Raw genomic sequence first — 20,709 nt, 5'->3', positions numbered from 1 at the left:
AGCATTTTACCCACTCCAACAACGCAAAGCCGCTCGCCAGCGGGGGGCGCAGCGGCTACACTGCGCCATCTGGCATAGCGAAGGTAGCCCTGTGAAACCGGCGGAAGTCACGCAACGAATCAGTGAACAACTGTCATCCATGCGCAAATCGGAGCGCAAGGTGGCGGAGTATATTCTCGCTAACCCGGATGAAATCATCCATATGCGTATTGTTGACCTGGCCACCGAAGCCCAGGTGAGCGAGCCCACAGTGGTACGCTTTTGCCGCGCCGTGGGTTGTTCCGGTTTCCAGGAGTTCAAGTTGAACCTGGCACAGCAGCTGGCCTCAAGTCCCAGCTTTGGGCAGATCGCGGTGACAGAAACCGATACTATCGCCGAGTACAAGCGCAAGGTCTTCGACTCCACCGTGGACACGCTACTTAAGGTGCGCGACAGGATTGATGATCGTGCACTGGAAGCCGCAGTGACAACCATGGCCGCCTCCAAGCGCGTCGAATTTTTTGGTTTTGGCGCCTCCGGTGCCGTTGCTGCCGACGCCCAGCACAAATTCTTCCGCCTGCAACTGGCAACCGCAGCTCACTCCGACCATCACATCCAGAATATGTCGGCCATGTCCATGGTCCCGGGCGATGTAGTGGTTGCCATCTCACAAAGTGGACGCACCAAGGCGCTATTGCGCTCCATGGGAATGGCGAAAGAACAGGGTGCATTGGTAATCGGCCTGGCACCCAGTGGTTCACCAGTAGCACAGCAGGCAAGCATCCCTTTGGAGGTGGATGTAGAGGAGGATATTGAGATCTACACTCCACTATCCTCTCGTATTGCCCATCTGGTGGTAATCGATGTTCTCGCTATTGGCGTAGCCCAGCGCAAAGGACCACAGTTACAGGAGCACCTGTTAAAACTGAAACAGGGTTTGTACACACTTCGGGAAGACAAGCACTAAGTTGCTCCCTTCCAGCGTGGGCACTGGATAATGTGCTCACGGCCTTCTACCATGGCCACTTCCCCGCGACTACGCTTTTAGCTCGATAGCACTGCTGCCGCCGTCGTGGAACCGCCCTCCAAGTCGTACCAGAGCAATTGCATGACATCGACCGCTTTAACCACTGAGCAGAAGGCGCCGCGCTGGCTGGTGGTCTGGCTGGCGGCCCTGGTTTCCCTGACCCCCTTCTCGATCGACAGTTACCTGCCCGCAATCCCGGCCATGGCGGCGGCACTCGATACCGAAGTGGAGCGGGTGCAGTATTCGGTTTCGAGTTTCCTGCTCGGTTTTGCCCTGGGGCAGCTGTGTGGAGGCCCCCTGTCTGATCGTTGGGGGCGACGCCTGGTCGGCACCATCGGTCTTTGCATCTATATCGTCAGTTCTTTACTGGTCCTGTTCACCGATCATGTCGACCAGCTGATTATCCTGCGCTTCCTGCAGGCCATAGGCGGTGGCTTTGCCACGGTGATCTGTGCGGCAATTGTGCGCGACCTGCACAGTGGACGCGAAGCAGCCAAGATTATCTCCATGATCAGCACCATCATGCTGATCGCCCCCCTGATTGCACCGGTAATCGGAGCGCTGCTACTGGCGGTTGGCGGCTGGCAAAGCATTTTTGTATTTTTACTTATGTACGCAGTAGCCATGCTGGTACTCGTGCGCCTACTGTTACCGGAGACGGTACCGCGCTTTACCCGTGCGCGACGCCAGCTGATGCCCCTGGGTTCGCTGATCTCCAGCTACGGCCAGGTGCTGGGCAACCGCCGAGCCCTGGGTTTTCTGGGAGCCCAGGCCTGTGTCAGCGGCTCAATGTTTATCTATATCACCACCGCCCCCTTTGTCTTTATGGATTATTTCGGGGTCAGTGCCAGTAATTTCCCCCTGTTCTTCGGTGCCTGCATTTTGGGCCTGATCTGCATGGTTCAGGTCAATATTCGCCTGCTGAACCTGTTCCAGCCGCGAAATATACTGCTGGCTGGTATCACACTGCAGATATTGGGCTGTGGTCTGCTATTGCTCGGCACCCTGACAGGTATCCGCGAAATAACCCTGTGGATGGTGCCCCTGGTGATGGTGATGAGTTGTATCGGTATTACCGGGCCCAACGCCGCTGCTTGCTACCTGGAGTTTTTCCCTAAAATCAGCGGCAGCGCCAACGCTCTCTATGGAGCAACGATTTTTATTACCGGTGGGGTTCTCGGTGGTGTAGTGAGCAGCCTGCACACTGGGACATTGGTGCCCATCGCCGGGTCCATGTTTGGCTGTGCGGTAGCAGCACTGTTTTCCGCGGTGGTAATTGCACAGGCCCGCAAGCCCATCGAGTCCGATATTCCCGTGAACAAGCGCTTTACCCCGCGGTAATTCACAGGGGCCCGGCATTCCTCTAAATCTCTTCCTCCTGCAGCGCCTGTTTTACCGATGGTCTCTGCGCCATACGCTCCTGGTAAGCCTGCAGTTTGGGCCACTGTGACATGTCGAACTGCTGGGCTTCCAGCCAGCGGGACAGCACATACAGATAGGCATCCGCCACTGAGAACTCATCGCCCATCAGATAATCTTTATTTAAGTGCTTCTCGATATAGTCGAAACGCCGCACCAAGCTATCCCTCGCCTGCTTTTTTTCATCCTCTGGACCATCCCAGAATAAGGGCTTAAACAATTGATGTACTTCTGCACTGAGGAAATTAAGCCACTCCAGCAGGCGGTAATGGGCGAGGCTTCCCACAGGTGGGGCCAGGTGCGCATCGGGTTTTTGCTCGGCGAGAAACTGCACTATCGTCGATCCCTCAGTCAGTATCTCCCCCCTTCAAGCTGCAATGCGGGAATATACCCTTTCGGATTGATCTTCCTGAAGTCATCGCCGTTTTCCATGGTGTGAGTCTTCAAATCAACTTTGCACAAATCCAGGTCGATACCCGCTTCGAGAGCAACAATATGTGGGGACAGGGAACAGGCACCGGGAGTGTAGAAGAGTTTCATGGTGATCCTCGGGTAGCAGTTTCACAGCAACCAGCAGTATAGGTGTGCTCTTTTAAATCGTTTGGCCGCGTCTATGGGGTGCTGAGTAATCCAGCTCAGGCCCCCTTGGTACGATAGCGGTAGGGTTAATGTGCAGGTGGCTGCCGTAGTAATGATGTTTGATATGGAAAAAATCCACAGTTTCCGCGACTCCGGGCCACTGATATAACTCGCGGGTAAAACCCCACAGATTTTTATAATCCGCCAGACGCTGCTTGTTGCACTTGAAGTGACCGTGATATACCGCATCAAAACGGATTAGTGTGGTGAACAGGCGCCAGTCAGCCTCACTAACCCTGTCGCCCGTCAGATAACGGTTATTCTCGAGGCGCTGCTCTAACTGGCCGAGAGTACTGAATAAAGATTCATAAGCACGCTCGTAGGCCTCCTGAGAGGTGGCGAATCCGGCTCGATAGACACCATTGTTCACGTTTTCGTACACCACATCATTGGTGGCATCGATATCGCCTTGCAGGTCTTCCGGGTAAAAATCCTCTTCATTACCGGTAAGTTGGTCGAAGGCACTGTTGAACATGCGGATGATTTCCGACGACTCATTGTTCACTATACATTGACGCTGCTTGTCCCAGAGTACCGGCACAGTAACGCGCCCGCTGTAATCACGGCGGTTGCGCTGATAAAGCTGGTATAGGTAGTCACTCTGGAAGAGTCGATCACCGCTACTACCTTCCTGGGTATTAAAAGACCAACCATATTCACGCATAAAGGGGCTGACTATTGAGACATCGATAGAGTCCTGTAACCCTTTTAATGTACGGAAAATCAGCGTGCGGTGAGCCCAGGGGCAGGCGAGGGAGACATACAGGTGATAGCGACCGGCCTCGGCCGCAAAGCCGCCCTCGCCAGTTAGCCCGGGGCTTCCATCATTTGTTATCCAGTTGAGTAGTTGTGCCGCCTCCCGCAAATACTCGCCACCCTGCTTGTCGGTGTCATACCAGTGGTCGTGCCACTGGCCCTCGACCAAAAGGCCCATCATTACCTCCAGGCGCTATCGCGAATAGCCTCCAAATACGCATTCAAAAACTACTTTTTACGTATCCAGTGGTCCAGGCTGAACCGTCCGGCGCCAGCACACGCGAGAATCAGGAAGCCACCGGCAATAGCGATGTTCTTCATAAAACTGGTCATCTCCCCCGAGTCACCGGGAGCAAAGTGCACCATCCAAGCGCTGGCTAGGCAGAAAAGGAAGAGAATCAGCGCTGATATGCGGGTAAAAAAACCAAAAAATACCGCCAGCCCACCCACCAACTCAACCACGATCACCAGGGGCAACAACAGGGCAGGGAGCCCCATGGATACCATAAAGGCCTCCGTCATTTCATAGCCGCCAATTTTGTTCCAGCCGGCAAAAATAAAGATCAGGGACATCAACACCCGCCCAACCAGTTTGGAGGTGTCGCACAATACGTGATGATTCTCCATGACTTGCTCTCTTGCTGTGGGGAAATAAGAGACAGTGGAATGCATCCAGTGTAGTTGGAAACCAACCTGGGAGATGAATGGCACAGGCGGAGGAACTGCTAAAATACACTTAAATAAGGAATCAGGTGTCAAAAATTGATAAAAATCATGCCCTAACAGCTTTAACTACCCTTATGACCTAGCTCAGCACGAAAATGAAAAATGCAGTTGTGTACTACCTGAGAGCCGCTACAATTGCGCGCTCCTAAAGAGGCGTTGGCCGTCTGTATCCACAAGGCGCGCCCCTGCGTAACTCCGGTAACCTGAGCCCTCCTCACGAGAAAATCGAGCGGCCCTCTCGCGACTACAATAACGGCACGCTCAAAACTGATAAATTTGCCCGCTGAGAGAGCAGATGCCACTGCTCCTTTATTTAAGGGTTGGGAGTCGTCCCGGAAATTTCACCCCTGGAGTCCACGCACGGCATGGAAGTCTATTACACCTTTTGTTTTCTTGCCGCCGTGTCGGTTTTTCTCGGTTTTCTTAATCAGTATGTGCTGCGCGCACAAACTACGATTGCGATCACTACCGGCGCCCTGGCACTGTCATTGATCGTGACTGGTTTGGGCAAACTGGGGGTGGTGGAATTGCGCACCTGGGCGGACCAGCTACTGCCACTGCTCAATTTGGAGGATATCCTGCTGAAAGGCATGCTGGGCTTCCTGCTTTTCGCTGGCAGTTTGCATATCGACCTTCTGGAGCTGCGCAACCAAAAACTGGAAATCGGCTTGCTAGCGATCGTCGGCACCCTGATTTCCACATTTGTCGTCGGTGCACTGCTGTATTGGTTCCTGATGCTGATCAATATGCCAGTAGCCTTTATCTATTGCCTGTTATTTGGCGCACTTATCTCTCCCACTGATCCCATCGCCGTGCTGGCAATTATGAAGAACCTGAAAGCACCAGAGCAGGTTTCCATCCAGGTGGAAGGGGAATCCTTGTTTAACGATGGCTTCGGTATCGTAGTATTTGCGGTCATATATGCCGTGGCATTTGAAGGTGGCCAGCCGACTGTTCCCGCCGTCGCAGAGCTATTCATCGTAGAAGCTGTAGGCGGCATTTTACTGGGGTTGATAATTGGTGGACTGTTTCATTGGTTAATCTGCTGCACCGATGACCACAGCCTGGAATTGTTGCTCACTCTGGTAATCCCTACGGCAGGGTTCTCACTGGCCAATATTCTCGGTGTATCCGGCGCGCTGGCGATGGTGGTAAGCGGCATTATTATCGGCAACTTTACCCGTGAACGCGGATTTTCCCGGGTTAGCCAGCATGAACTGGATAACTTCTGGAATATCACTGAAGACTTCCTCAACGGCTTGTTGTTCCTGTTGGTGGGTCTGTTCCTGATCACTATCGACCTGCGTCCGGCAGACTACCTGCTAATGGTGGTAGGCATTGTTATCGTATTGCTGGCGCGGGTCATGGCAGTGACTGTGCCCTTCGTGTACCTGAAAAGACGGCGGCGCTATCACCCCTATACCAGCCGGATACTGATCTGGGGCGGCCTCAAGGGCGGCCTGGCCCTGGCCCTGGCTATGTCTATTCCCTCCGGCAGTGCCTTCGTGCAGGGGCAAGACCTGCGCTACCTGTGGGTGGTGATGACCTATGGCGTGGTGCTCTTTTCTATCGTGGTGCAGGGCTCTACCATAGCCCCATTAATCCGCCGCAGCCGGGAGTTTGCCGAGCCGGAGAGCGCGGTGGAAGCCAGTCAACGACAAACTGCCAAATAGCGAATACTGATTGATGGAACACTCTAACTTCCTCCTAGAGGCGGTCATTTTTATGGGGGCAGCGGTAATTGCCGTGCCCATCGCCACACGCCTGGGCCTCGGTTCAGTGCTCGGATATCTGCTCGCCGGTGTAGCCATTGGTCCCAGCGCCCTGGGACTTGTAGGCGATGCCAGCGATGAGATGCATGTGGCTGAATTTGGTGTAGCGCTGATGCTGTTCCTGATTGGCCTGGAATTACAGCCGAAAAAACTTTGGCAGATGCGCGGTGCGATTCTTGGCACTGGCAGCGCCCAACTCCTGTTAACCGCCGCCGCAATTGCCGGAGTGGCGCTGCTTTTATTCGACCTGGGTTGGCGGTCCGGGATCGCTATCGGTCTGATCTTAGCCCTGTCATCCACCGCTATCGTGCTGCAATCCCTCAGTGAAAAGGGGTTGCTGAAAACCCAGGGCGGACGCAGCGCCTTTGCTGTGCTGCTGTTTCAGGATATCGCCGTTATCCCCATCCTTGCTCTGCTGCCACTCCTTGCCGGCACCCCCGCCGAGGCACATGCCAGTGGCCTGAGTGGATGGCAATATGCCGCCGCAGTTATTGGTACCATCGCCGCTTTTGCAATTGCCGGCCGCTACTTGCTCGGCCCATTACTGCGCCTGGTAGCGGGAAGCCAGGTGCGCGAGATGTTTACTGTCACCTCCCTGCTTATTGTGTTCGCCGCCGCCGCGGTCATGAGCTGGTTGGATTTATCCCCTGCGCTGGGCACCTTCCTCGCCGGTGTCCTGCTGGCGGAAAGTGAATTTCGCCACGAATTGGAGGCGGATATACAACCGTTCAAAGGGCTGCTGTTGGGGCTCTTTTTTATCGCCGTGGGCGCCAGTCTGAACTTCGCCCAGATTGCAGAAAATCCGATGCTGTTATTTGGGCTGGTAATCGCTCTGGTCTTGGTGAAATTCGCCGTCCTATTCGCCCTGGCGCGGGTCATGCGCTTGTCAAAAGGAGAGGACTGGCTATTCGCCCTGTCCCTGGCCCAAGCGGGGGAATTCGGTTTCGTACTGGTGTCCTTTTCCACCCAAATCCAGGTATTGGATGCGGGTGCAAGCAGCCTGCTGGTGGCGCTAATCGCTCTGACAATGGCGCTCACACCTGTATTGCTACTTGTATTTGAACAATTCATCCAGCCGCGCTTCCTGGTTGGGCCGGAAGGCCCCCTGGTGCCCGATAGCCCTTCACCAGTGGACCATGGCTCGCCGGTAATCATTATCGGGTACGGCCGCTTTGGGCAGATCACCGGGCGCCTGTTAAATGCCTGTGGCTTCGGCACCACACTGCTGGAACGCAATGCAGAACAGCTGGATCTGGTACGTCGCTACGGTATTGAGGCCTATTATGGCGATGCCTCTCGAGAGGACCTGCTGCGCGCAGCCGGCGCCAAGAGTGCACGCTTGGTGATCCTGACCTTGAGCGACCAGGCTGCCTCCCTGGAAATCATCGCTCAGCTACAAAAGCACTTCCCCAACCTGACTATCCTCGCCAGGGCGCGCAACCGTATGCATCAATACGCGCTGATGGAAGCCGGAGTAAAGTATATCTTCCGCGAGACCGTAGACTCGGCGCTGTCAATCGGCGAAAAAGCTTTGGTACTGCTTGGCCTCAGCCCCCTGCAGGCGCGGCGGGCTGCACGAAAATTCAAACAGCATGATGAGCGCATGCTGGAGGCGCTGTTTCCTTACTGGCGCGATGAAACCCAGCATATCGCCCAGGCACGCATCTACCGTGAGCAACTGTTGCAAGCTCTGCAACAGGACAGACGCGATAAGGATCTGCACCTGGATCACTATTGGGAGGAGGCACAGCCGGAGACAGAGAAGTCTTAGCGCTCAAAAAGGAAGTGGCTGCCTAGCCTTTTGATATTAGGCTGGCCTCTACCAGGTCCAATTCCAATACCAGTTTGCGGTGCAGTTCATCATCGATTTCCCTGCGTATCCGTAAGGCAAGGAGTTGTTTGCGCTCGGCGGCGAGAGCCGCCAGGCGGAAATTACGCTCCACTCGCGCACGCACCCATACCTGTTCATCACATTCATCGTCGCCGGTGCTGATACGACGACGATATACCTCAAGCAAATGATCGACGACCTCATAAGCAACATCTTTATGCTCCCAATGCGCATTGATGCTGCTGCGCAGTACCACCAAACGCTGCTCTGCAGCCTTGGCCGCAGACATTCTTGCGCCCCGCTCATCGCCAATCGCTGCCAGTTGCGGTGTGTCCGGTAAATGCTTCAGTAAAAGTGGAAGAGCAAAGCTGGCCAGCAATAGTGAAAAGAGGATAACCCCCATAGCGATTGCCAGTGCCAACTCTCGCCCTGGCAAGGGCGAACCGTCGTGCAACAGCAGGGGCAAGGAGAAAGCACCGGCCAAAGTGATTGCGCCACGCACTCCAGCCACAGTCAAAACACTCACCAAAGTAAAATGCTCCGAGAGAGAGCGAATACTTTGACGAAAACGGGAAAAGTAGAGAGACACCCATACCCAGACGAAGCGCAGTAACAGCAGGGCCAGTGAGATTGCCAGGATATATAGAGCCACCACGCCTAAGCCCGTATGCCTGGTACCCACTAGGTCCACCTCAGATAGGCGCACCAACTGCTCCCCCAGTAATACAAAGATAATCCCATCCAATACTGTTTGTACTGTATTCCAGACCGCGCGACGATCCATACGAGTAGTGGACATTTCCGAGCCATGCAAACTGGTGTAGTGGGTAGCTATACCCGCTGTTGCGGCCGCCAGGATGCCCGAGACTTCGAGACTCTGCCCCGTCATGTAGGCGGCAAAAGGCACCAGCAGGCTCACCAGTATCTGTATTACTGAATCCTCACCTCCAATTCGCACCAGCAAACGCAGCAGATACCCACAAATAAACGCAACGCCAGCGCCGATAGCAATGCCGCCCACGGCAACCCAGACAAAACCACCTACTGCCTGTGAAAAGGAAAAGCTTCCGGTCATCGCGGCCGCTACCGCGAAACGAAAGATATCCAGCCCCGAGGCATCGTTAAACAGAGATTCCCCAGCGAGAATATGCTCCAGTCGCGCCGGCATGGCGTTGCCACCGTGCACAGCAGAAACCGCGACCGGATCTGTGGGCGCCAGTATCGCCGCTACGGCAAAAGCCACGGCAATAGGCATGACCGGAACCAGCCAATAGATAAAGTACCCCATGCCCACAACGGTAAAGATCACCAGACCAACGGCCAAAGTGGCAATTAACCCGAGATCCCTGAAAAAAGCTCCTTTGGGGATACGCCAACCGGCCAGAAATAACAGCGGCGGGATAAAAAGCAGGAAGAAGATTTCAGGGTCTAGCGGTATCTTGATGCCAAAAATACTGCCGAGGAGAAAACCGCCGACAATCTGAAGTAACGGCAGGGGAATAGGCAAAGGGAGAATACGCGCGACAATAAGGCTGAGAGCCACCACTAACAGCAACAGTAGTGCAATTACGAGATAGTGCATCGCTTGCTCAGGATCCTTATGAGGCCCGCCGCGCAGTGGCATTTAACCCGACATGCATCGGGTTAATCATTTCAGCCAGTATAGGAAACTGCGGATGCCATAAGTGTACTTAGCTAATCAAACATATCCGGCTGCTCCTCGCAGATCACGCTGTATAATGGCTGGAAGCTGAATAACCCTGCCAACTCCGTACCCACTACCGCACGTGTACGGATAGCTACTTCTGGTTCAATCAAAACCGGTTTTCCCGCCGCCTCAGCCATTAATTGCGCCTGGCAACTGCGCTCCATCGTGATATACCACCAGGCAGCTTCATCCACAGTTTTTCCCACAGTCAGCAGACCGTGGTTCTGCAATATCAGCGCTTTGTAATGGCTCAGCGCTTGTGCCAGGGCCGCACCTTCTCCCATTTCCAGCACAACACCAGAAAAGGTATCCAACAAACCATGGTCATCAAAGAAAGCACAGGCATCCTGGGTAATTGGGTCCAGTAAACGCCCCAGGGTAGACCAACTTTTTCCAAATAGAGAGTGCGCGTGGGCCGCCGCTACAATTTCCGGGCGGGTCCGGTGAATATGGGAGTGAATGGTAAAAGCGGCTCCATTTAAATAACCGTCGCCCTCTACCACCTCCCCTTTGTGGTTGACCAACAGTAGCTGCGACATGCGCATTTTCTGGAACGCCACTCCCATGGGATTTACCCAAAAATGATCCTCAAACTCAGGGTCCCGTACAGTAATGTGGCCGGCAATTCCCTCATCGTAGCCAAATTTTCCAAATAATCGAAAAGCAGCTGTCAGTTTTCTTTTGCGCTCTTCACGTACCTGTGTCGGTGGTAATAGAGGGTCTCCCAGCAACATATTAATGTCACCATTCATAACTGCTGCATCGATGCCTGTTTTTTTTCTTGTTGTTTCTACAGTGCTCATCGGCCGGACCTCTTTAACAGGGAAAATTCCGAAATCCGGTTATAACACGTAACATCAATGTCCGGCGAGTGTAGACGTGAGAGTTATTTTTTATATATTCTGCAAAGAAATGACTTTCATGTCTTTAAATGAGATATATCTTTGGGGAGAATCCGTAATTTTTCCCACGCCAAAAACAGTTATATTTATTCCCCCCCCAAAAAAATGAGTCATTTATTTATAACCCGTTCTTTTAAGAGAAAAAATAAATCCGCAAATAGGACCCAAAAGAAATTTTTTCCCGGGAGTTATTCAAACCCTTCCAGGACAATTTTTCCTTTAGTCGCCTTTGACTCTACCATGGCATGGGCCTTGCGCAGATTTTCTGCATTTATTTTTCCAAAAAATTGGCCAAGAGTAGTCTTTATTAACCCGCTATCAATTAAGCCAGCCAATTCACTGAGTAGTTGATTTTGCGCGCGCATATCTTCAGTTTCAAATAGCGAGCGAGTAAACATAAACTCCCAGTGAAGAGAGATGCTTTTCTGCTTCAATGCAGATACATCGAGTGACGGGGGATCATCAATTAACGCAAACTTACCCTGGGGCTTTATGCTCTTTACGATCTCAGCTTGGTGATCCTCAGTATTGGTCAGGCTAACGACATAATCGATCTCACCGAAGCCTGCGCCTGCCAATGCTTCACTCAAGGGATTGCAGTGATTAATCACATGATGCGCACCAAGCTGTTCCAGCCAGGCCTTCGTTTCTGGGCGTGAGGCTGTGCCAATAACCCTGAGATTCGTCAGGCGCCGGGCCAACTGAACGAGAATGGAGCCTACGCCTCCCGCAGCACCGATCACCAAAACAGACTTGCTCTTGTCCTCTTTACCCACCTCGACTTGTAAACGATCAAAAAGCAGTTCCCAGGCAGTAATAGCAGTCAGGGGCAGGGCGGCGGCCTCAGCATCAGACAAATTACAGGGCGCTCGGCCGACGATGCGCTCATCCACCAACTGATACTGGGCATTGCTGCCTGGGCGGGAAATATCACCTGCATACCAAACACGATCCCCGACGGCGAACTCTGTGACTTCGGGACCCACTTCTCTTACGATCCCCACGGCATCCCACCCCAGGACTTTCCACTGCCCCACAGCCGGTACAGATCTGGAGCGCACTTTAGTATCCACAGGATTTACCGATATTGCTCGCACCTCAACCAGTAAATCTCGCCCAGTCGCCTTGGGAACCGGCAGGGAAATATCCTGCAGGGATTGGGGGTCAGAGATAGGCAGAGAATGTTGGTAACCTACGGCCTTCATCATGATAAAACTTCCTGTGTGAGCAGCGTGATTAAGATAAAACCATCCTAATCATTGTTATTCACAAGAAAAACCGCCTCAATATGTAAGGTGTTTCAAAAAATATGATAAAAACCAGATTATCTGTAAGTTGCTGCCTAGTTACCCACTGGATAATGCGGCCTTGATTGAAGCAACGCCTGTGGAAAACTCTGTGGAGCTAGCCCAAAAAATCGCGCAGAAGTGCATTGAATCTTCTTGCTGCTTCCAGAAACAGGAAGTGACTGCCCCCGTCGCTAGCCTCAATAATTTCCAGTCGCGAACCTAGAATTTGCTTGTGAATCCATTGCTGGCATTCCACCGGGTGGGGACTGGCCCTGCCGAAGGTGATCATGGTGGGCTTTTGAATGCGGGGTATAAAATCTCGCCAGTCACGGGTGACATTGTCAATAAACAGGCGCGCTGCCAGAGTTCGGGGAAATTGCAGGTTAATCGCTAGCAACTCGTCTCGCTCTTGAGGGGACATCACCGGGGTCACCATGGACTCCAGGATATTCCGAGTGGTTCGCTCGGCGTCGGGCCCGATCAATTGGTTGGTAAACTGGTAAAGTCCGTCGGGCGTGATAATTGCCCCTGCATCTAAACACTGCTTTTCCGACCAGCCAGGATCGGCGAGTAGGGCCGCGGGCTCATCGATAAAAACCAACTTGGAAACCTGGGAATCGCCGAACATCTCCAGATAACTCCAGATAACCGAAGCACCGGCCGAATGGCCAAGCAGGTAGAGTGGATATGGCCTGAGGACAGTAATCAGTTCCTGCAGGTCCTTAGCCAAGCGGGCAATGCGGTAGCCATGTGAGGGTTTATCAGAGAGGCCGTGGCCGCGCATATCCAGGGCGATCACTTGCAAGTGATCACTCAATCCGGCGAGCTGGTGCTTGAATAAAGCAGCTCCCTGGGACCAACCATGCAGAATCAACAGAGTCGGCCCCGAGCCCGCCTGCAGGTATCTGAGAGTCACCCCATCTGAGGTGGTAAATGCAAACCGCTCTGCAGGTTTATTCATAAGCCATCCCTGGCTATAAGGGGTTTACTCTACAGTTACCGACTTAGCCAGGTTCCTCGGCTGGTCCACATCGGTGCCTTTCAGTACCGCCACATGATAGCTGAGCAGCTGTAAGGGCACAGTATAGAGAATCGGTGCCAGGCTCTCTGGGGAGTCCGGTACCTCTATTACGGTTACTCCCTCCTCACTGGTAAAACCGGCCGTGGGGCTGGCAAATACAAATAGCTGGCCACCGCGCGCGCGCACTTCCTGCAAGTTGGACTTGAGCTTTTCCAACAACTCATTGTTTGGCGCCACAACGATCACCGGCATGTCCGCATCCACCAGCGCCAGGGGACCGTGCTTGAGCTCCCCTGCCGGATAAGCTTCGGCATGGATATAGGAGATTTCCTTAAGCTTCAGGGCTCCTTCCAAAGCGATCGGGAACTCGACACCGCGGCCGAGGAACAATGCATGATTCTTTTCCGCGAAAGCCTCACTGGTGTGCTGAACCACCTTATCGAGAGCAGTAAAATCCTCCATCAACTGCGGTAATTTGTGCAAAGCGTCAACCAGTTCTGCTTCTCGTTCAGAGGAGAGACCATTGGCCTTGGCCATTGCGATACAGAACAGTTGCAGGGCTACTAACTGGGTGGTGAAAGCCTTGGTGGAGGCCACACCAATTTCAGGGCCGGCTTCGGTCATCAGGGAAAGCTCAGATTCTCGCACCAGTGAACTGTTAGGCACATTGCAGATAGTCATGGATGCCAGGTAGCCAAGCTCCCGCGCCTGGCGCAAGGCCGCCAGGGTATCCGCAGTTTCACCAGACTGGGAGATGGTGACAAACAGGGTGCCCGGTCGCACCACTGTTTTGCGATAACGCAGCTCGCTAGCCACTTCCACCGAACAAGGAACTCCGGCCCAATCCTCCAACCAATAGCGAGCCACCATCCCTGCGTGGTAGCTGGTTCCACAAGCGACAATCTGTATCTGTTGCACCTGCGGCAGTATTTCTTGAGCTCGGGTGCCCAGTGCCTGGGACAAAACAGATTGATCGCCAATACGCCCAGCCAGGGTCGCAGCTACTACTTCCGGCTGCTCAAAAATTTCTTTCTGCATATAGTGGCGGTAGCGCCCTTTGTCAGCCACATCGTGACCACCATCCAGCTTATGAACCGGGCGGCTGACTTCTTGCCCCTGTTTATCTCTCACAGAAATACCACCGCGGCGTACCTCGGCAACATCGCCTTCCTCAAGGAAGATAAAGCGGTCGGTAACCTGGCGCAGGGCCATAGGATCTGAGGCAATAAAGTTTTCCTCAATACCAACGCCCAAGACCAGGGGGCTGCCATAACGAGCGCAAGCCAGGACTTCAGGCTCCTCTCTGCTGATGACGGCGAGCGCATAAGCACCTTCGAGCATTTGTGTGGCCTTACCTACAGCATCCACCAAACTGAGCCCTTCTTTGCTCAGGGAGTGAATCAGATGCACCACCACCTCTGTGTCGGTATCTGAAGCAAATTGATAACCTTTTTCCCGAAGCTCTGAACGTAAAACCTGATGGTTTTCAATAATGCCGTTATGTACCAGAGCGATGTGGCCGGACATGTGCGGGTGCGCATTTTCATCGGATGGAACCCCGTGTGTAGCCCACCGGGTATGAGCGATGCCCTGGTGGCCCTCGGCGGGGTCCACTTCAAGCTTGGCTTCCAGGTCGGCCACTTTGCCCAGGCTCTTGCGCAATTGCAGCTGGCCATCATCATTACGCAGGCAGACTCCCGCTGAGTCGTAGCCGCGATATTCGAGGCGACGCAATCCCTCCAGCAGAATTTCAGTTACATTGCGCTGCGCAAGGGCGCCAACAATTCCACACATGTTGATCTCCTAGTAAATCAATTTTCAATGTTTATTTCTTTTCCTAACCTTGGCTAGGCTCTGCCTGTCGCATCTGCACGAATTACCTGTATCCCCAGCGTCTCAATTTGTTCCTGGGCGCAGTCACTTAAGCCCGCATCAGTTACCAGGGTATCTATTCGCTCCCAGGGCAGCTCCAGATTTGGGATACGCCTACCCACTTTGCTGGATTCCGCTAACACCACCACCTCGCGGGCAACTTCAGCCATTATGCGCGACAAGCCAATCTGTTCGTTAAATGTACAGGTGCCACGTTCCAGATCTATTCCATCGGCACCGATAAAGGCGCGATCAAAGTCGTAATCCCGCAGTACCTGTTCCGCCACCTTGCCCTGAAACGCCTCAAAGTGGGGATCCCAGGTACCTCCGGTCATCAGCAGCGTGGGCTCGTTTTCCAACTCGCGCAAAGCGTTAGCCACATGTAGGGAGTTGGTCATTACAACCAGGCCTCGCTTGCGTTCCAACTCGGGGATCATTGCCGCGGTGGTGCGGCCGTAATCGATAACAATGCGGTGGTGATCAGGAATAAGTGCCGCCGCTGCACGGCCAATTGCGCGCTTGACCTCCGAGGGGCCTTCCTCCACCACCAATTCCCGCGGTACCGGAATAGCACCGCCACGGCGGCGCAGTAGCAAGCCGTGGTTTTCCATCGCGGTTAAATCCTTTCGAATCGTAACCTCAGAGGTTTCGAAGCGTCGCGCCAACAGCTCAACACTGGCCTCACCAGCCTCATTGAGCAGGCTCATAATGCCGTGGCGACGTTGTTGTGTATTACGTTTGGACATGGATGGTTAACTTTCGTTTCGAAACTTAAAGATAGCAAAACGAAAGGTAAGTTCCCACATTAGTTTTATTGGTGGCAATTATTCTTTTGCGGCGCCGGATTTAATACGAGAGGGAAGTACTGGGGTGTCGTTCAGCTGGAAAGTGCCTGCAACATAGCCTGGAGAAAACGCGCCAACTCACCGCCAGTTACGGCTCGATGATCAGCACTGATGGAAAGTGGCAACAGTGGGCGCATGGCTGGCCATCGGTCTACAACTACCACCCCCTGGCAAACCCGCCCAGCACCAATAATCGCGACAGTTGGCGGCAACACTACCGGAGTGGCATAGCGGCCTGCGATAGCACCGAAATTAGACAACAGTATGGTTGCTCCCTGTAAATCGCTCTGTGCGATGCCTGTCTCCCTGGCTTGGTGCTTGTAGTCGGCGACCTGCTGCATCAACTCTTTATCAGAGCGCTTCACAACGTTCCTTAGTACCGGGACAAATAGCCCTCTTGGTGAATCTACTGCCAAACCAATATTCACGCTCTGTTGGGGGGCCAGCCGGTCCTCCTGGTAGAGGGCATTGAGCGTTGGTTCCGTCAAACATGCCGTCTGCACCGCGCGAATCAGGCGTAATAAGGCCGGCTCACTGCCCCACCAAGTGGAGATATCGGCATCGTCGCACAGGGTAATCTGCGCCACCTGGTCCCGCGCACGGCTCATGGAAAGTCCCATGGCGCGTCGCGCCGGCGACATAATCACTTGTGAGTCAGTTCTTTGGGTGGAAGAGGAAAATGGGGATGCAGGGCTGGTACAGGGGGCAGTAGCGTTAGGCTTTCCCGCAGTCTTCGGCATGGAATCCGCTGCCGAACGCACCTGGGCTTCAGTCACCAAAGCGCCATTTTCTGAAAGTCGTTGTAAATCCACCCCCAAACGGCGGGCGAGGGCGCGTACTGAAGGTGTTGCCAGCCGACTGGGACCCTCAGAGATTCCTTGTTCAGCGCCCAGGACACCCTGCCCCTGCTCCAACTTGCCGACAACCGTGCCACTATCGCGGCTGGAGCTGTGTTCTTCGACAGCTTGGGGAGGCTCTTGAATTCCACTTTGCGTAACTTCGGGACTTGGGGATGGTACTTCCTCGGCCCCGGCTGTCTCACCCTCAGCAGCAAACCCTACCAAAGGTTCGCCTACATTGACGGTTTCGTCCTCAGCCGCGAACAGCTTCTCGATTTTGCCTCCCCAGGGGGCAGGCACCTCCACTAGCGCCTTGGCAGTTTCCACCGTCACCAGGCTTTCATGAGCGACTATGCTGTCTCCCTCACTGATATGCCACTCTCGTACTACTGCATCAGGTAAACCCTCCCCGAGATCCGGCAAAGTGAAAATTTTCATGCCGCTCCTCCATTGGCATAATCGAGTACTTGCCGCACCGCAGAAAGAATACGCGGCACACCCGGCAAATACTCATCCTCCAGTTGGTAGTAAGGCATCACGGTATCGTAGCCGGTAACTCGTTGTACCGGCGCATACAAGAGGTCGAAAGCATATTCGTTAATCTGCGCAGCCACTTCGGCCCCAAGCCCACAAAATCGCGCAGCCTCGTGCACCACCACGCAGCGATGGGTTTTTTCCAGTGAGTCGATTACGGTATGAATGTCCAGTGGCTTTAGGGTGGCGGGATCAATCACCTCCGCCTCTATGCCTTCGCCGGCCAGCTGCTCGGCAGCCTGTAGAGTTTCTTTGAGAGAGGCCCCCCAAGCGATCAGAGTGACATCTTTCCCCTCACGTAAAATAAAAGCCCGATCCAACGGCAGCGCCTCACCACTATCCGGTACTTCCTGGCGCACCGCACGGTAAATACGCTTCGGCTCAAGGAAAATAACCGGGTCCGGGTCGCGAATGGCTGCCAGCAGTAACCCATAAGCACGGGCTGGGGAGGAGGGCACAATCAAACGCAGACCCGGGATATGAGCAAAAAGGGCCTCGGTACTTTCCGAATGGTGTTCAGGCGCATGGATTCCACCACCGTAGGGTGCCCTATACACTATTGGGCAAGACAAGCGCCCACGGGTACGGTTGCGGAATCGCCCGGCGTGACTGAGGATATGATCCAGGGCGGGGTAGATAAATCCCATAAACTGGAATTCCGCCACTGGGCGCAACCCCTGGGCGGCCATGCCGATAGCCATTCCTGCGATCATAGTTTCTGCCAGCGGTGTATCAAGCACCCGGGCACTTCCGAACCTTGCCTGCAACCCCTCGGTAGCGCGAAAGACACCGCCATTCACCCCAACATCCTCACCAAACACAACCACCCTCTGGTCTGCCTGTAATTCGAAAGAGAGTGCCTGGGTAACGGCTTCCACCAACGTAATCTCGGCCATCACCTTTCTCCCCGCAGTTGTTGGTACTGCTCCAGGAAGGCCTCAGGCAGAGTTTCGTAGAGATGGTCAAAGATAGCGGTGGCCGTATCCCTGGGAGTGTCCCGATATTCCTGCACAGCTTTTTCCAGAACCTGGTTCAGCTCCCGGTGCATTTCTTCTTCCTGGGAATCTCCCCAGAATCCTTGGGCCTGCATATAAGTGCGCAGGCGCAGCAATGGCTCCCGCGACCAGGCGTCACTCAGGGCCTCTTTGGGTTGGTAGCGGCTGGCATCATCGGCAGTAGTGTGATCGCATAAACGATAGCTGACTGCCTCTATGAGTGATGGCCCGTCACTATTGCGGGCCCGTTGCACTGCATCCCCTACTGCCTCACGTACCGCAATCACATCATTACCATCCACCTGTAAACTGGGGATGCCAGCGGCAATCGCCTTTTGCGCCAGGGTTTTGCACGCAGTTTGTCCAGAGCGGGGCAGGGAGATAGCCCACTGGTTATTGTTGATCACCACCACCAGTGGCAGCTGCCAGTCTCCCGCCAAGTTGATAGCTTCGTAAAAGTCCCCCCGCGATGTGGAACCATCCCCACCTGTAGTGACGGCAACACGCATGGGTTCATCCAGCTGTTCATGTTTGTACTTAAGGGCGAAAGCAACCCCCGCTCCATGTAACATTTGCGTGGCAATTGGAACACTCAGGGGCAAATCTTCGCGGGCGTGGCGAAAGTTTTGACCACGTTCATCCCCACCCCAGATAGCATAGATTTCCTGAATAGTGACACCGCGCTCCAAGAGGGCACCTGTTTCGCGGTAATTGGGGCAGTACACATCCTCTTTGGACATGGCGGCACCGACACCGACGCCTATAGCTTCCTGCCCGAGACTGGATGGGTAAGTGCCGAGCTGGCCAGTGCGCTGCATTTTTACCGCGCGGTCGTCCACCATCCGCGCCAATGACATCTGCCGATAAAAAGCAGTCAGCGTGTCCGGGGTGGCAAAATCTGGCAGCGCCTGGGTCGTTTGACCCCGCTCATCCAGATACTGTAGCGAGGCGATATCAAAACTGGCGAGCAATTGCATTCTTGGCTTGTGCATCGGGCCATTCCTTGTATTCCCGAAGCGCAAGTTTAATGGATAGGTCTGGGCACAGAGTGTGCGAGGAGGGAACCCCCGCCGGAATTCGATATTCCTGCGAAAATTCCCGATAGCTTAGGGGCTAGCTTTTTTTGACCGGGCGTTGCCAGCCGCCGATATTGCGTTGTTTACCTCGCGCCACCGCCAGTTCATCACTAGCCACTTCGCGGGTAATGGTGGAACCCGCCCCTACCGTAGCCCCACTACCCACTTTAACCGGGGCCACCAGCGCGGTGTTAGAGCCAATAAATGCGCCATCGCCTATTTCAGTCAACGACTTATTCACTCCGTCATAATTACAAGTGATAGTCCCAGCGCCGATATTCACTGACTCACCTACTTCCGCATCACCCACATAGGAAAGGTGGTTGATCTTGCTGCCGGCACCAATTTTTACCTTTTTGGTTTCGACAAAGTTGCCGACCTTGGCGCCAGCTGCCAGCTCAGTGCCAGGGCGCAGCCTTGCGAAGGGACCTATGGTGCAGGCTTTACCCACCTCTGCACCCTCAATCATGGAGTTAGCCTCCACGCGGGTACCGTCTGCCAGACGACAGTTCTTCAGTAAACAATTGGGGCCGATCTGCACACCTTTGCCAAGGGTGACACTGCCCTCAAAGATACAGTTAATATCAATGGAAACATCAGTATCACATTCAAGGCTGCCGCGGATATCGATACGTGCCGGATCGAGCAGGGTGGTACCGGCATTCATCAGGGCCAACGCGCGGCCATGTTGTAAAGCTCTCTCCATCTGTGCCTGCTGAGCGCGGCTGTTTACCCCAGAGACCTCCAGGACATCGCTGGCACGTACGCCGGTTACAGCTATCTCTTCGCTGACTGAACGGGCGATGACATCGGTCAGGTAATATTCTCCCTGAGCATTATCACAGGAGAGTTCTGGTAACCAGTGCGACAGCAATTCTGCTGGCGCCGCTAATATACCGGTATTTACTTCGCGGATAGCGAGGGTATCCGCGTCTGCGTCCTTTTCCTCTACGATGGCAAGTACCCGGCCCGCCTCATCGCGCACAATGCGTCCATAACCGGCGGGGTTGGCCATCTCCACAGACAGTAGTGCCGGCCCCTTGTCCGCTGCCGACAGCAGCGACTGCAGCGTGCCCGATTTCACCAGAGGCACGTCGCCATAAAGCACCAGTACCGTCGTGCCTTCACGAAAGTTTGGAATGGCCTGGGCCACCGCATGACCAGTACCCAGCTGCTCCGTCTGCTCTACAAACTTGACGCCACTGTCGGCGAAACGCTCCTGCACCAGCTCGGCACCGTGACCGATCACCACCGTGATTTCCACTTCTCCCAGTTGCCTCGCCGTATCTATAACACGTCCCAACATGGGGATTCCGCCAATCGGATGCAGCACTTTGGGCAGGTCTGAGCGCATGCGGGAGCCTTTGCCCGCAGCCAAAATCACAACGTCGATAGTCATCTTGGTTTGAAATCTCGCTAAATTCGCTAATTTGGGGGCATTGTCGCCAGTCCTACCCGGTAACTCAACCCAACCCGGCT

The 20,709-nt window shown here is 54.2% G+C and carries 18 protein-coding genes; 4 read left to right on the top strand and 14 right to left on the bottom strand.

Features of this window, described 5'->3' with window-relative positions; all coding sequences use genetic code 11:
• Positions 1–139: 139 nt before the first annotated feature.
• Together hexR and GL2_RS06965 are read left to right on the top strand one after the other, a co-directional pair.
• Positions 140–946: a transcriptional regulator HexR gene (gene hexR / locus GL2_RS06970; protein ID WP_305073129.1), complete on the top strand. Its 807-nt coding sequence runs from the start codon at positions 140–142 to the stop codon at positions 944–946.
• A gap of 141 nt (positions 947–1,087) precedes the next feature.
• Complete coding sequence (locus GL2_RS06965) at positions 1,088–2,347, top strand: multidrug effflux MFS transporter (protein WP_143729976.1); 1,260 nt, start codon at positions 1,088–1,090, stop codon at positions 2,345–2,347.
• A gap of 22 nt (positions 2,348–2,369) precedes the next feature.
• Here the strand turns inward: GL2_RS06965 and GL2_RS06960 are convergent, their stop codons facing one another.
• Genes GL2_RS06960 through GL2_RS06950 form a run of 4 tightly spaced genes read right to left on the bottom strand, consistent with a single transcriptional unit; the run spans position 2,370 to position 4,447 of the window.
• Positions 2,370–2,759: a glutathione binding-like protein gene (locus tag GL2_RS06960; protein WP_232053783.1), complete on the bottom strand. Its 390-nt coding sequence runs from the start codon at positions 2,757–2,759 to the stop codon at positions 2,370–2,372.
• 17 nt (positions 2,760–2,776) lie between these two features.
• A complete protein-coding gene (locus GL2_RS21860; protein WP_232053782.1) occupies positions 2,777–2,965 on the bottom strand; it encodes a hypothetical protein in 189 nt (62 codons plus the stop codon).
• A 52-nt stretch (positions 2,966–3,017) separates the two neighbouring features.
• Positions 3,018–3,998 carry a glutathione S-transferase family protein gene (locus tag GL2_RS06955; RefSeq protein ID WP_143732816.1) on the bottom strand — a complete coding sequence of 327 codons (981 nt, stop codon included), beginning with the start codon at positions 3,996–3,998 and terminating at the stop codon, positions 3,018–3,020.
• A 50-nt stretch (positions 3,999–4,048) separates the two neighbouring features.
• Positions 4,049–4,447 carry a DoxX family protein gene (locus GL2_RS06950; RefSeq protein ID WP_143729975.1) on the bottom strand — a complete coding sequence of 133 codons (399 nt, stop codon included), beginning with the start codon at positions 4,445–4,447 and terminating at the stop codon, positions 4,049–4,051.
• Between the two features lie 464 nt (positions 4,448–4,911).
• Between GL2_RS06950 and GL2_RS06945 the strand changes: the two genes are divergently transcribed.
• Both GL2_RS06945 and GL2_RS06940 read left to right on the top strand, forming a co-directional pair.
• A complete protein-coding gene (locus GL2_RS06945) occupies positions 4,912–6,219 on the top strand; it encodes a sodium:proton antiporter (RefSeq protein WP_143729974.1) in 1,308 nt (435 codons plus the stop codon).
• A gap of 52 nt (positions 6,220–6,271) precedes the next feature.
• Positions 6,272–8,089: a monovalent cation:proton antiporter-2 (CPA2) family protein gene (locus GL2_RS06940; RefSeq protein WP_232053781.1), complete on the top strand. Its 1,818-nt coding sequence runs from the start codon at positions 6,272–6,274 to the stop codon at positions 8,087–8,089.
• A gap of 22 nt (positions 8,090–8,111) precedes the next feature.
• Here GL2_RS06940 and GL2_RS06935 read toward each other — a convergent pair whose 3' ends face one another.
• From GL2_RS06935 to glmU, 10 genes are all read right to left on the bottom strand, one after another.
• The gene (locus tag GL2_RS06935) at positions 8,112–9,731 is read right to left on the bottom strand and encodes a Na+/H+ antiporter (protein WP_143729972.1); all 1,620 of its coding nucleotides are present in this window, start codon (positions 9,729–9,731) and stop codon (positions 8,112–8,114) included.
• A 113-nt stretch (positions 9,732–9,844) separates the two neighbouring features.
• Positions 9,845–10,660, bottom strand: coding sequence for a class II aldolase/adducin family protein (locus GL2_RS06930; RefSeq protein ID WP_143729971.1), 816 nt, complete (start codon positions 10,658–10,660; stop codon positions 9,845–9,847).
• Between the two features lie 287 nt (positions 10,661–10,947).
• On the bottom strand, positions 10,948–11,964 hold the full coding sequence (locus tag GL2_RS06925; protein WP_143732815.1) for a zinc-binding alcohol dehydrogenase family protein: 1,017 nt from the start codon (positions 11,962–11,964) through the stop codon (positions 10,948–10,950).
• A gap of 199 nt (positions 11,965–12,163) precedes the next feature.
• Positions 12,164–13,009 (bottom strand): alpha/beta fold hydrolase, encoded by an 846-nt coding sequence (locus tag GL2_RS06920; RefSeq protein WP_143729970.1) that lies wholly within the window; start codon positions 13,007–13,009, stop codon positions 12,164–12,166.
• A gap of 24 nt (positions 13,010–13,033) precedes the next feature.
• A complete protein-coding gene (glmS, locus tag GL2_RS06915; protein WP_143729969.1) occupies positions 13,034–14,863 on the bottom strand; it encodes a glutamine--fructose-6-phosphate transaminase (isomerizing) in 1,830 nt (609 codons plus the stop codon).
• Between the two features lie 53 nt (positions 14,864–14,916).
• The gene (locus GL2_RS06910; RefSeq protein WP_143729968.1) at positions 14,917–15,687 is read right to left on the bottom strand and encodes a DeoR/GlpR family DNA-binding transcription regulator; all 771 of its coding nucleotides are present in this window, start codon (positions 15,685–15,687) and stop codon (positions 14,917–14,919) included.
• 131 nt (positions 15,688–15,818) lie between these two features.
• A complete protein-coding gene (locus GL2_RS06905) occupies positions 15,819–17,063 on the bottom strand; it encodes a dihydrolipoamide acetyltransferase family protein (protein WP_143729967.1) in 1,245 nt (414 codons plus the stop codon).
• A complete protein-coding gene (locus GL2_RS06900; RefSeq protein ID WP_143729966.1) occupies positions 17,060–18,055 on the bottom strand; it encodes an alpha-ketoacid dehydrogenase subunit beta in 996 nt (331 codons plus the stop codon). The genes GL2_RS06905 and GL2_RS06900 overlap by 4 nt, the downstream gene beginning before the upstream one ends.
• Positions 18,055–19,146 (bottom strand): pyruvate dehydrogenase (acetyl-transferring) E1 component subunit alpha, encoded by a 1,092-nt coding sequence (gene pdhA, locus GL2_RS06895; protein ID WP_172621081.1) that lies wholly within the window; start codon positions 19,144–19,146, stop codon positions 18,055–18,057. The genes GL2_RS06900 and pdhA overlap by 1 nt, the downstream gene beginning before the upstream one ends.
• A gap of 121 nt (positions 19,147–19,267) precedes the next feature.
• Complete coding sequence (glmU, locus tag GL2_RS06890; RefSeq protein ID WP_143729965.1) at positions 19,268–20,629, bottom strand: bifunctional UDP-N-acetylglucosamine diphosphorylase/glucosamine-1-phosphate N-acetyltransferase GlmU; 1,362 nt, start codon at positions 20,627–20,629, stop codon at positions 19,268–19,270.
• Positions 20,630–20,709: the final 80 nt, after the last annotated feature.

The organism is Microbulbifer sp. GL-2 (assembly GCF_007183175.1).
GTDB lineage: Bacteria > Pseudomonadota > Gammaproteobacteria > Pseudomonadales > Cellvibrionaceae > Microbulbifer.
Note: the sequence above shows the minus strand (reverse complement) of the source record. Positions and strands in the feature narration are given on the sequence as shown.

Excerpts from the sequence above, each read along its gene's own strand:
- hexR (WP_305073129.1), top strand. The coding sequence starts at position 140 with ATGCGCAAATCGGAGCGCAAGGTGGCGGAGTATATTCTCGCTAACCCG.
- GL2_RS06965 (WP_143729976.1), top strand. The coding sequence starts at position 1,088 with ATGACATCGACCGCTTTAACCACTGAGCAGAAGGCGCCGCGCTGGCTG.
- GL2_RS21860 (WP_232053782.1), bottom strand. The coding sequence starts at position 2,965 with ATGAAACTCTTCTACACTCCCGGTGCCTGTTCCCTGTCCCCACATATT.
- GL2_RS06955 (WP_143732816.1), bottom strand. The coding sequence starts at position 3,998 with ATGGGCCTTTTGGTCGAGGGCCAGTGGCACGACCACTGGTATGACACC.
- GL2_RS06950 (WP_143729975.1), bottom strand. The coding sequence starts at position 4,447 with ATGGAGAATCATCACGTATTGTGCGACACCTCCAAACTGGTTGGGCGG.
- GL2_RS06945 (WP_143729974.1), top strand. The coding sequence starts at position 4,912 with ATGGAAGTCTATTACACCTTTTGTTTTCTTGCCGCCGTGTCGGTTTTT.
- GL2_RS06940 (WP_232053781.1), top strand. The coding sequence starts at position 6,272 with ATGGGGGCAGCGGTAATTGCCGTGCCCATCGCCACACGCCTGGGCCTC.
- GL2_RS06935 (WP_143729972.1), bottom strand. The coding sequence starts at position 9,731 with ATGCACTATCTCGTAATTGCACTACTGTTGCTGTTAGTGGTGGCTCTC.
- GL2_RS06930 (WP_143729971.1), bottom strand. The coding sequence starts at position 10,660 with ATGAGCACTGTAGAAACAACAAGAAAAAAAACAGGCATCGATGCAGCA.
- GL2_RS06925 (WP_143732815.1), bottom strand. The coding sequence starts at position 11,964 with ATGAAGGCCGTAGGTTACCAACATTCTCTGCCTATCTCTGACCCCCAA.
- GL2_RS06920 (WP_143729970.1), bottom strand. The coding sequence starts at position 13,009 with ATGAATAAACCTGCAGAGCGGTTTGCATTTACCACCTCAGATGGGGTG.
- glmS (WP_143729969.1), bottom strand. The coding sequence starts at position 14,863 with ATGTGTGGAATTGTTGGCGCCCTTGCGCAGCGCAATGTAACTGAAATT.
- GL2_RS06910 (WP_143729968.1), bottom strand. The coding sequence starts at position 15,687 with ATGTCCAAACGTAATACACAACAACGTCGCCACGGCATTATGAGCCTG.
- GL2_RS06905 (WP_143729967.1), bottom strand. The coding sequence starts at position 17,063 with ATGAAAATTTTCACTTTGCCGGATCTCGGGGAGGGTTTACCTGATGCA.
- GL2_RS06900 (WP_143729966.1), bottom strand. The coding sequence starts at position 18,055 with ATGGCCGAGATTACGTTGGTGGAAGCCGTTACCCAGGCACTCTCTTTC.
- pdhA (WP_172621081.1), bottom strand. The coding sequence starts at position 19,146 with ATGCACAAGCCAAGAATGCAATTGCTCGCCAGTTTTGATATCGCCTCG.
- glmU (WP_143729965.1), bottom strand. The coding sequence starts at position 20,629 with ATGACTATCGACGTTGTGATTTTGGCTGCGGGCAAAGGCTCCCGCATG.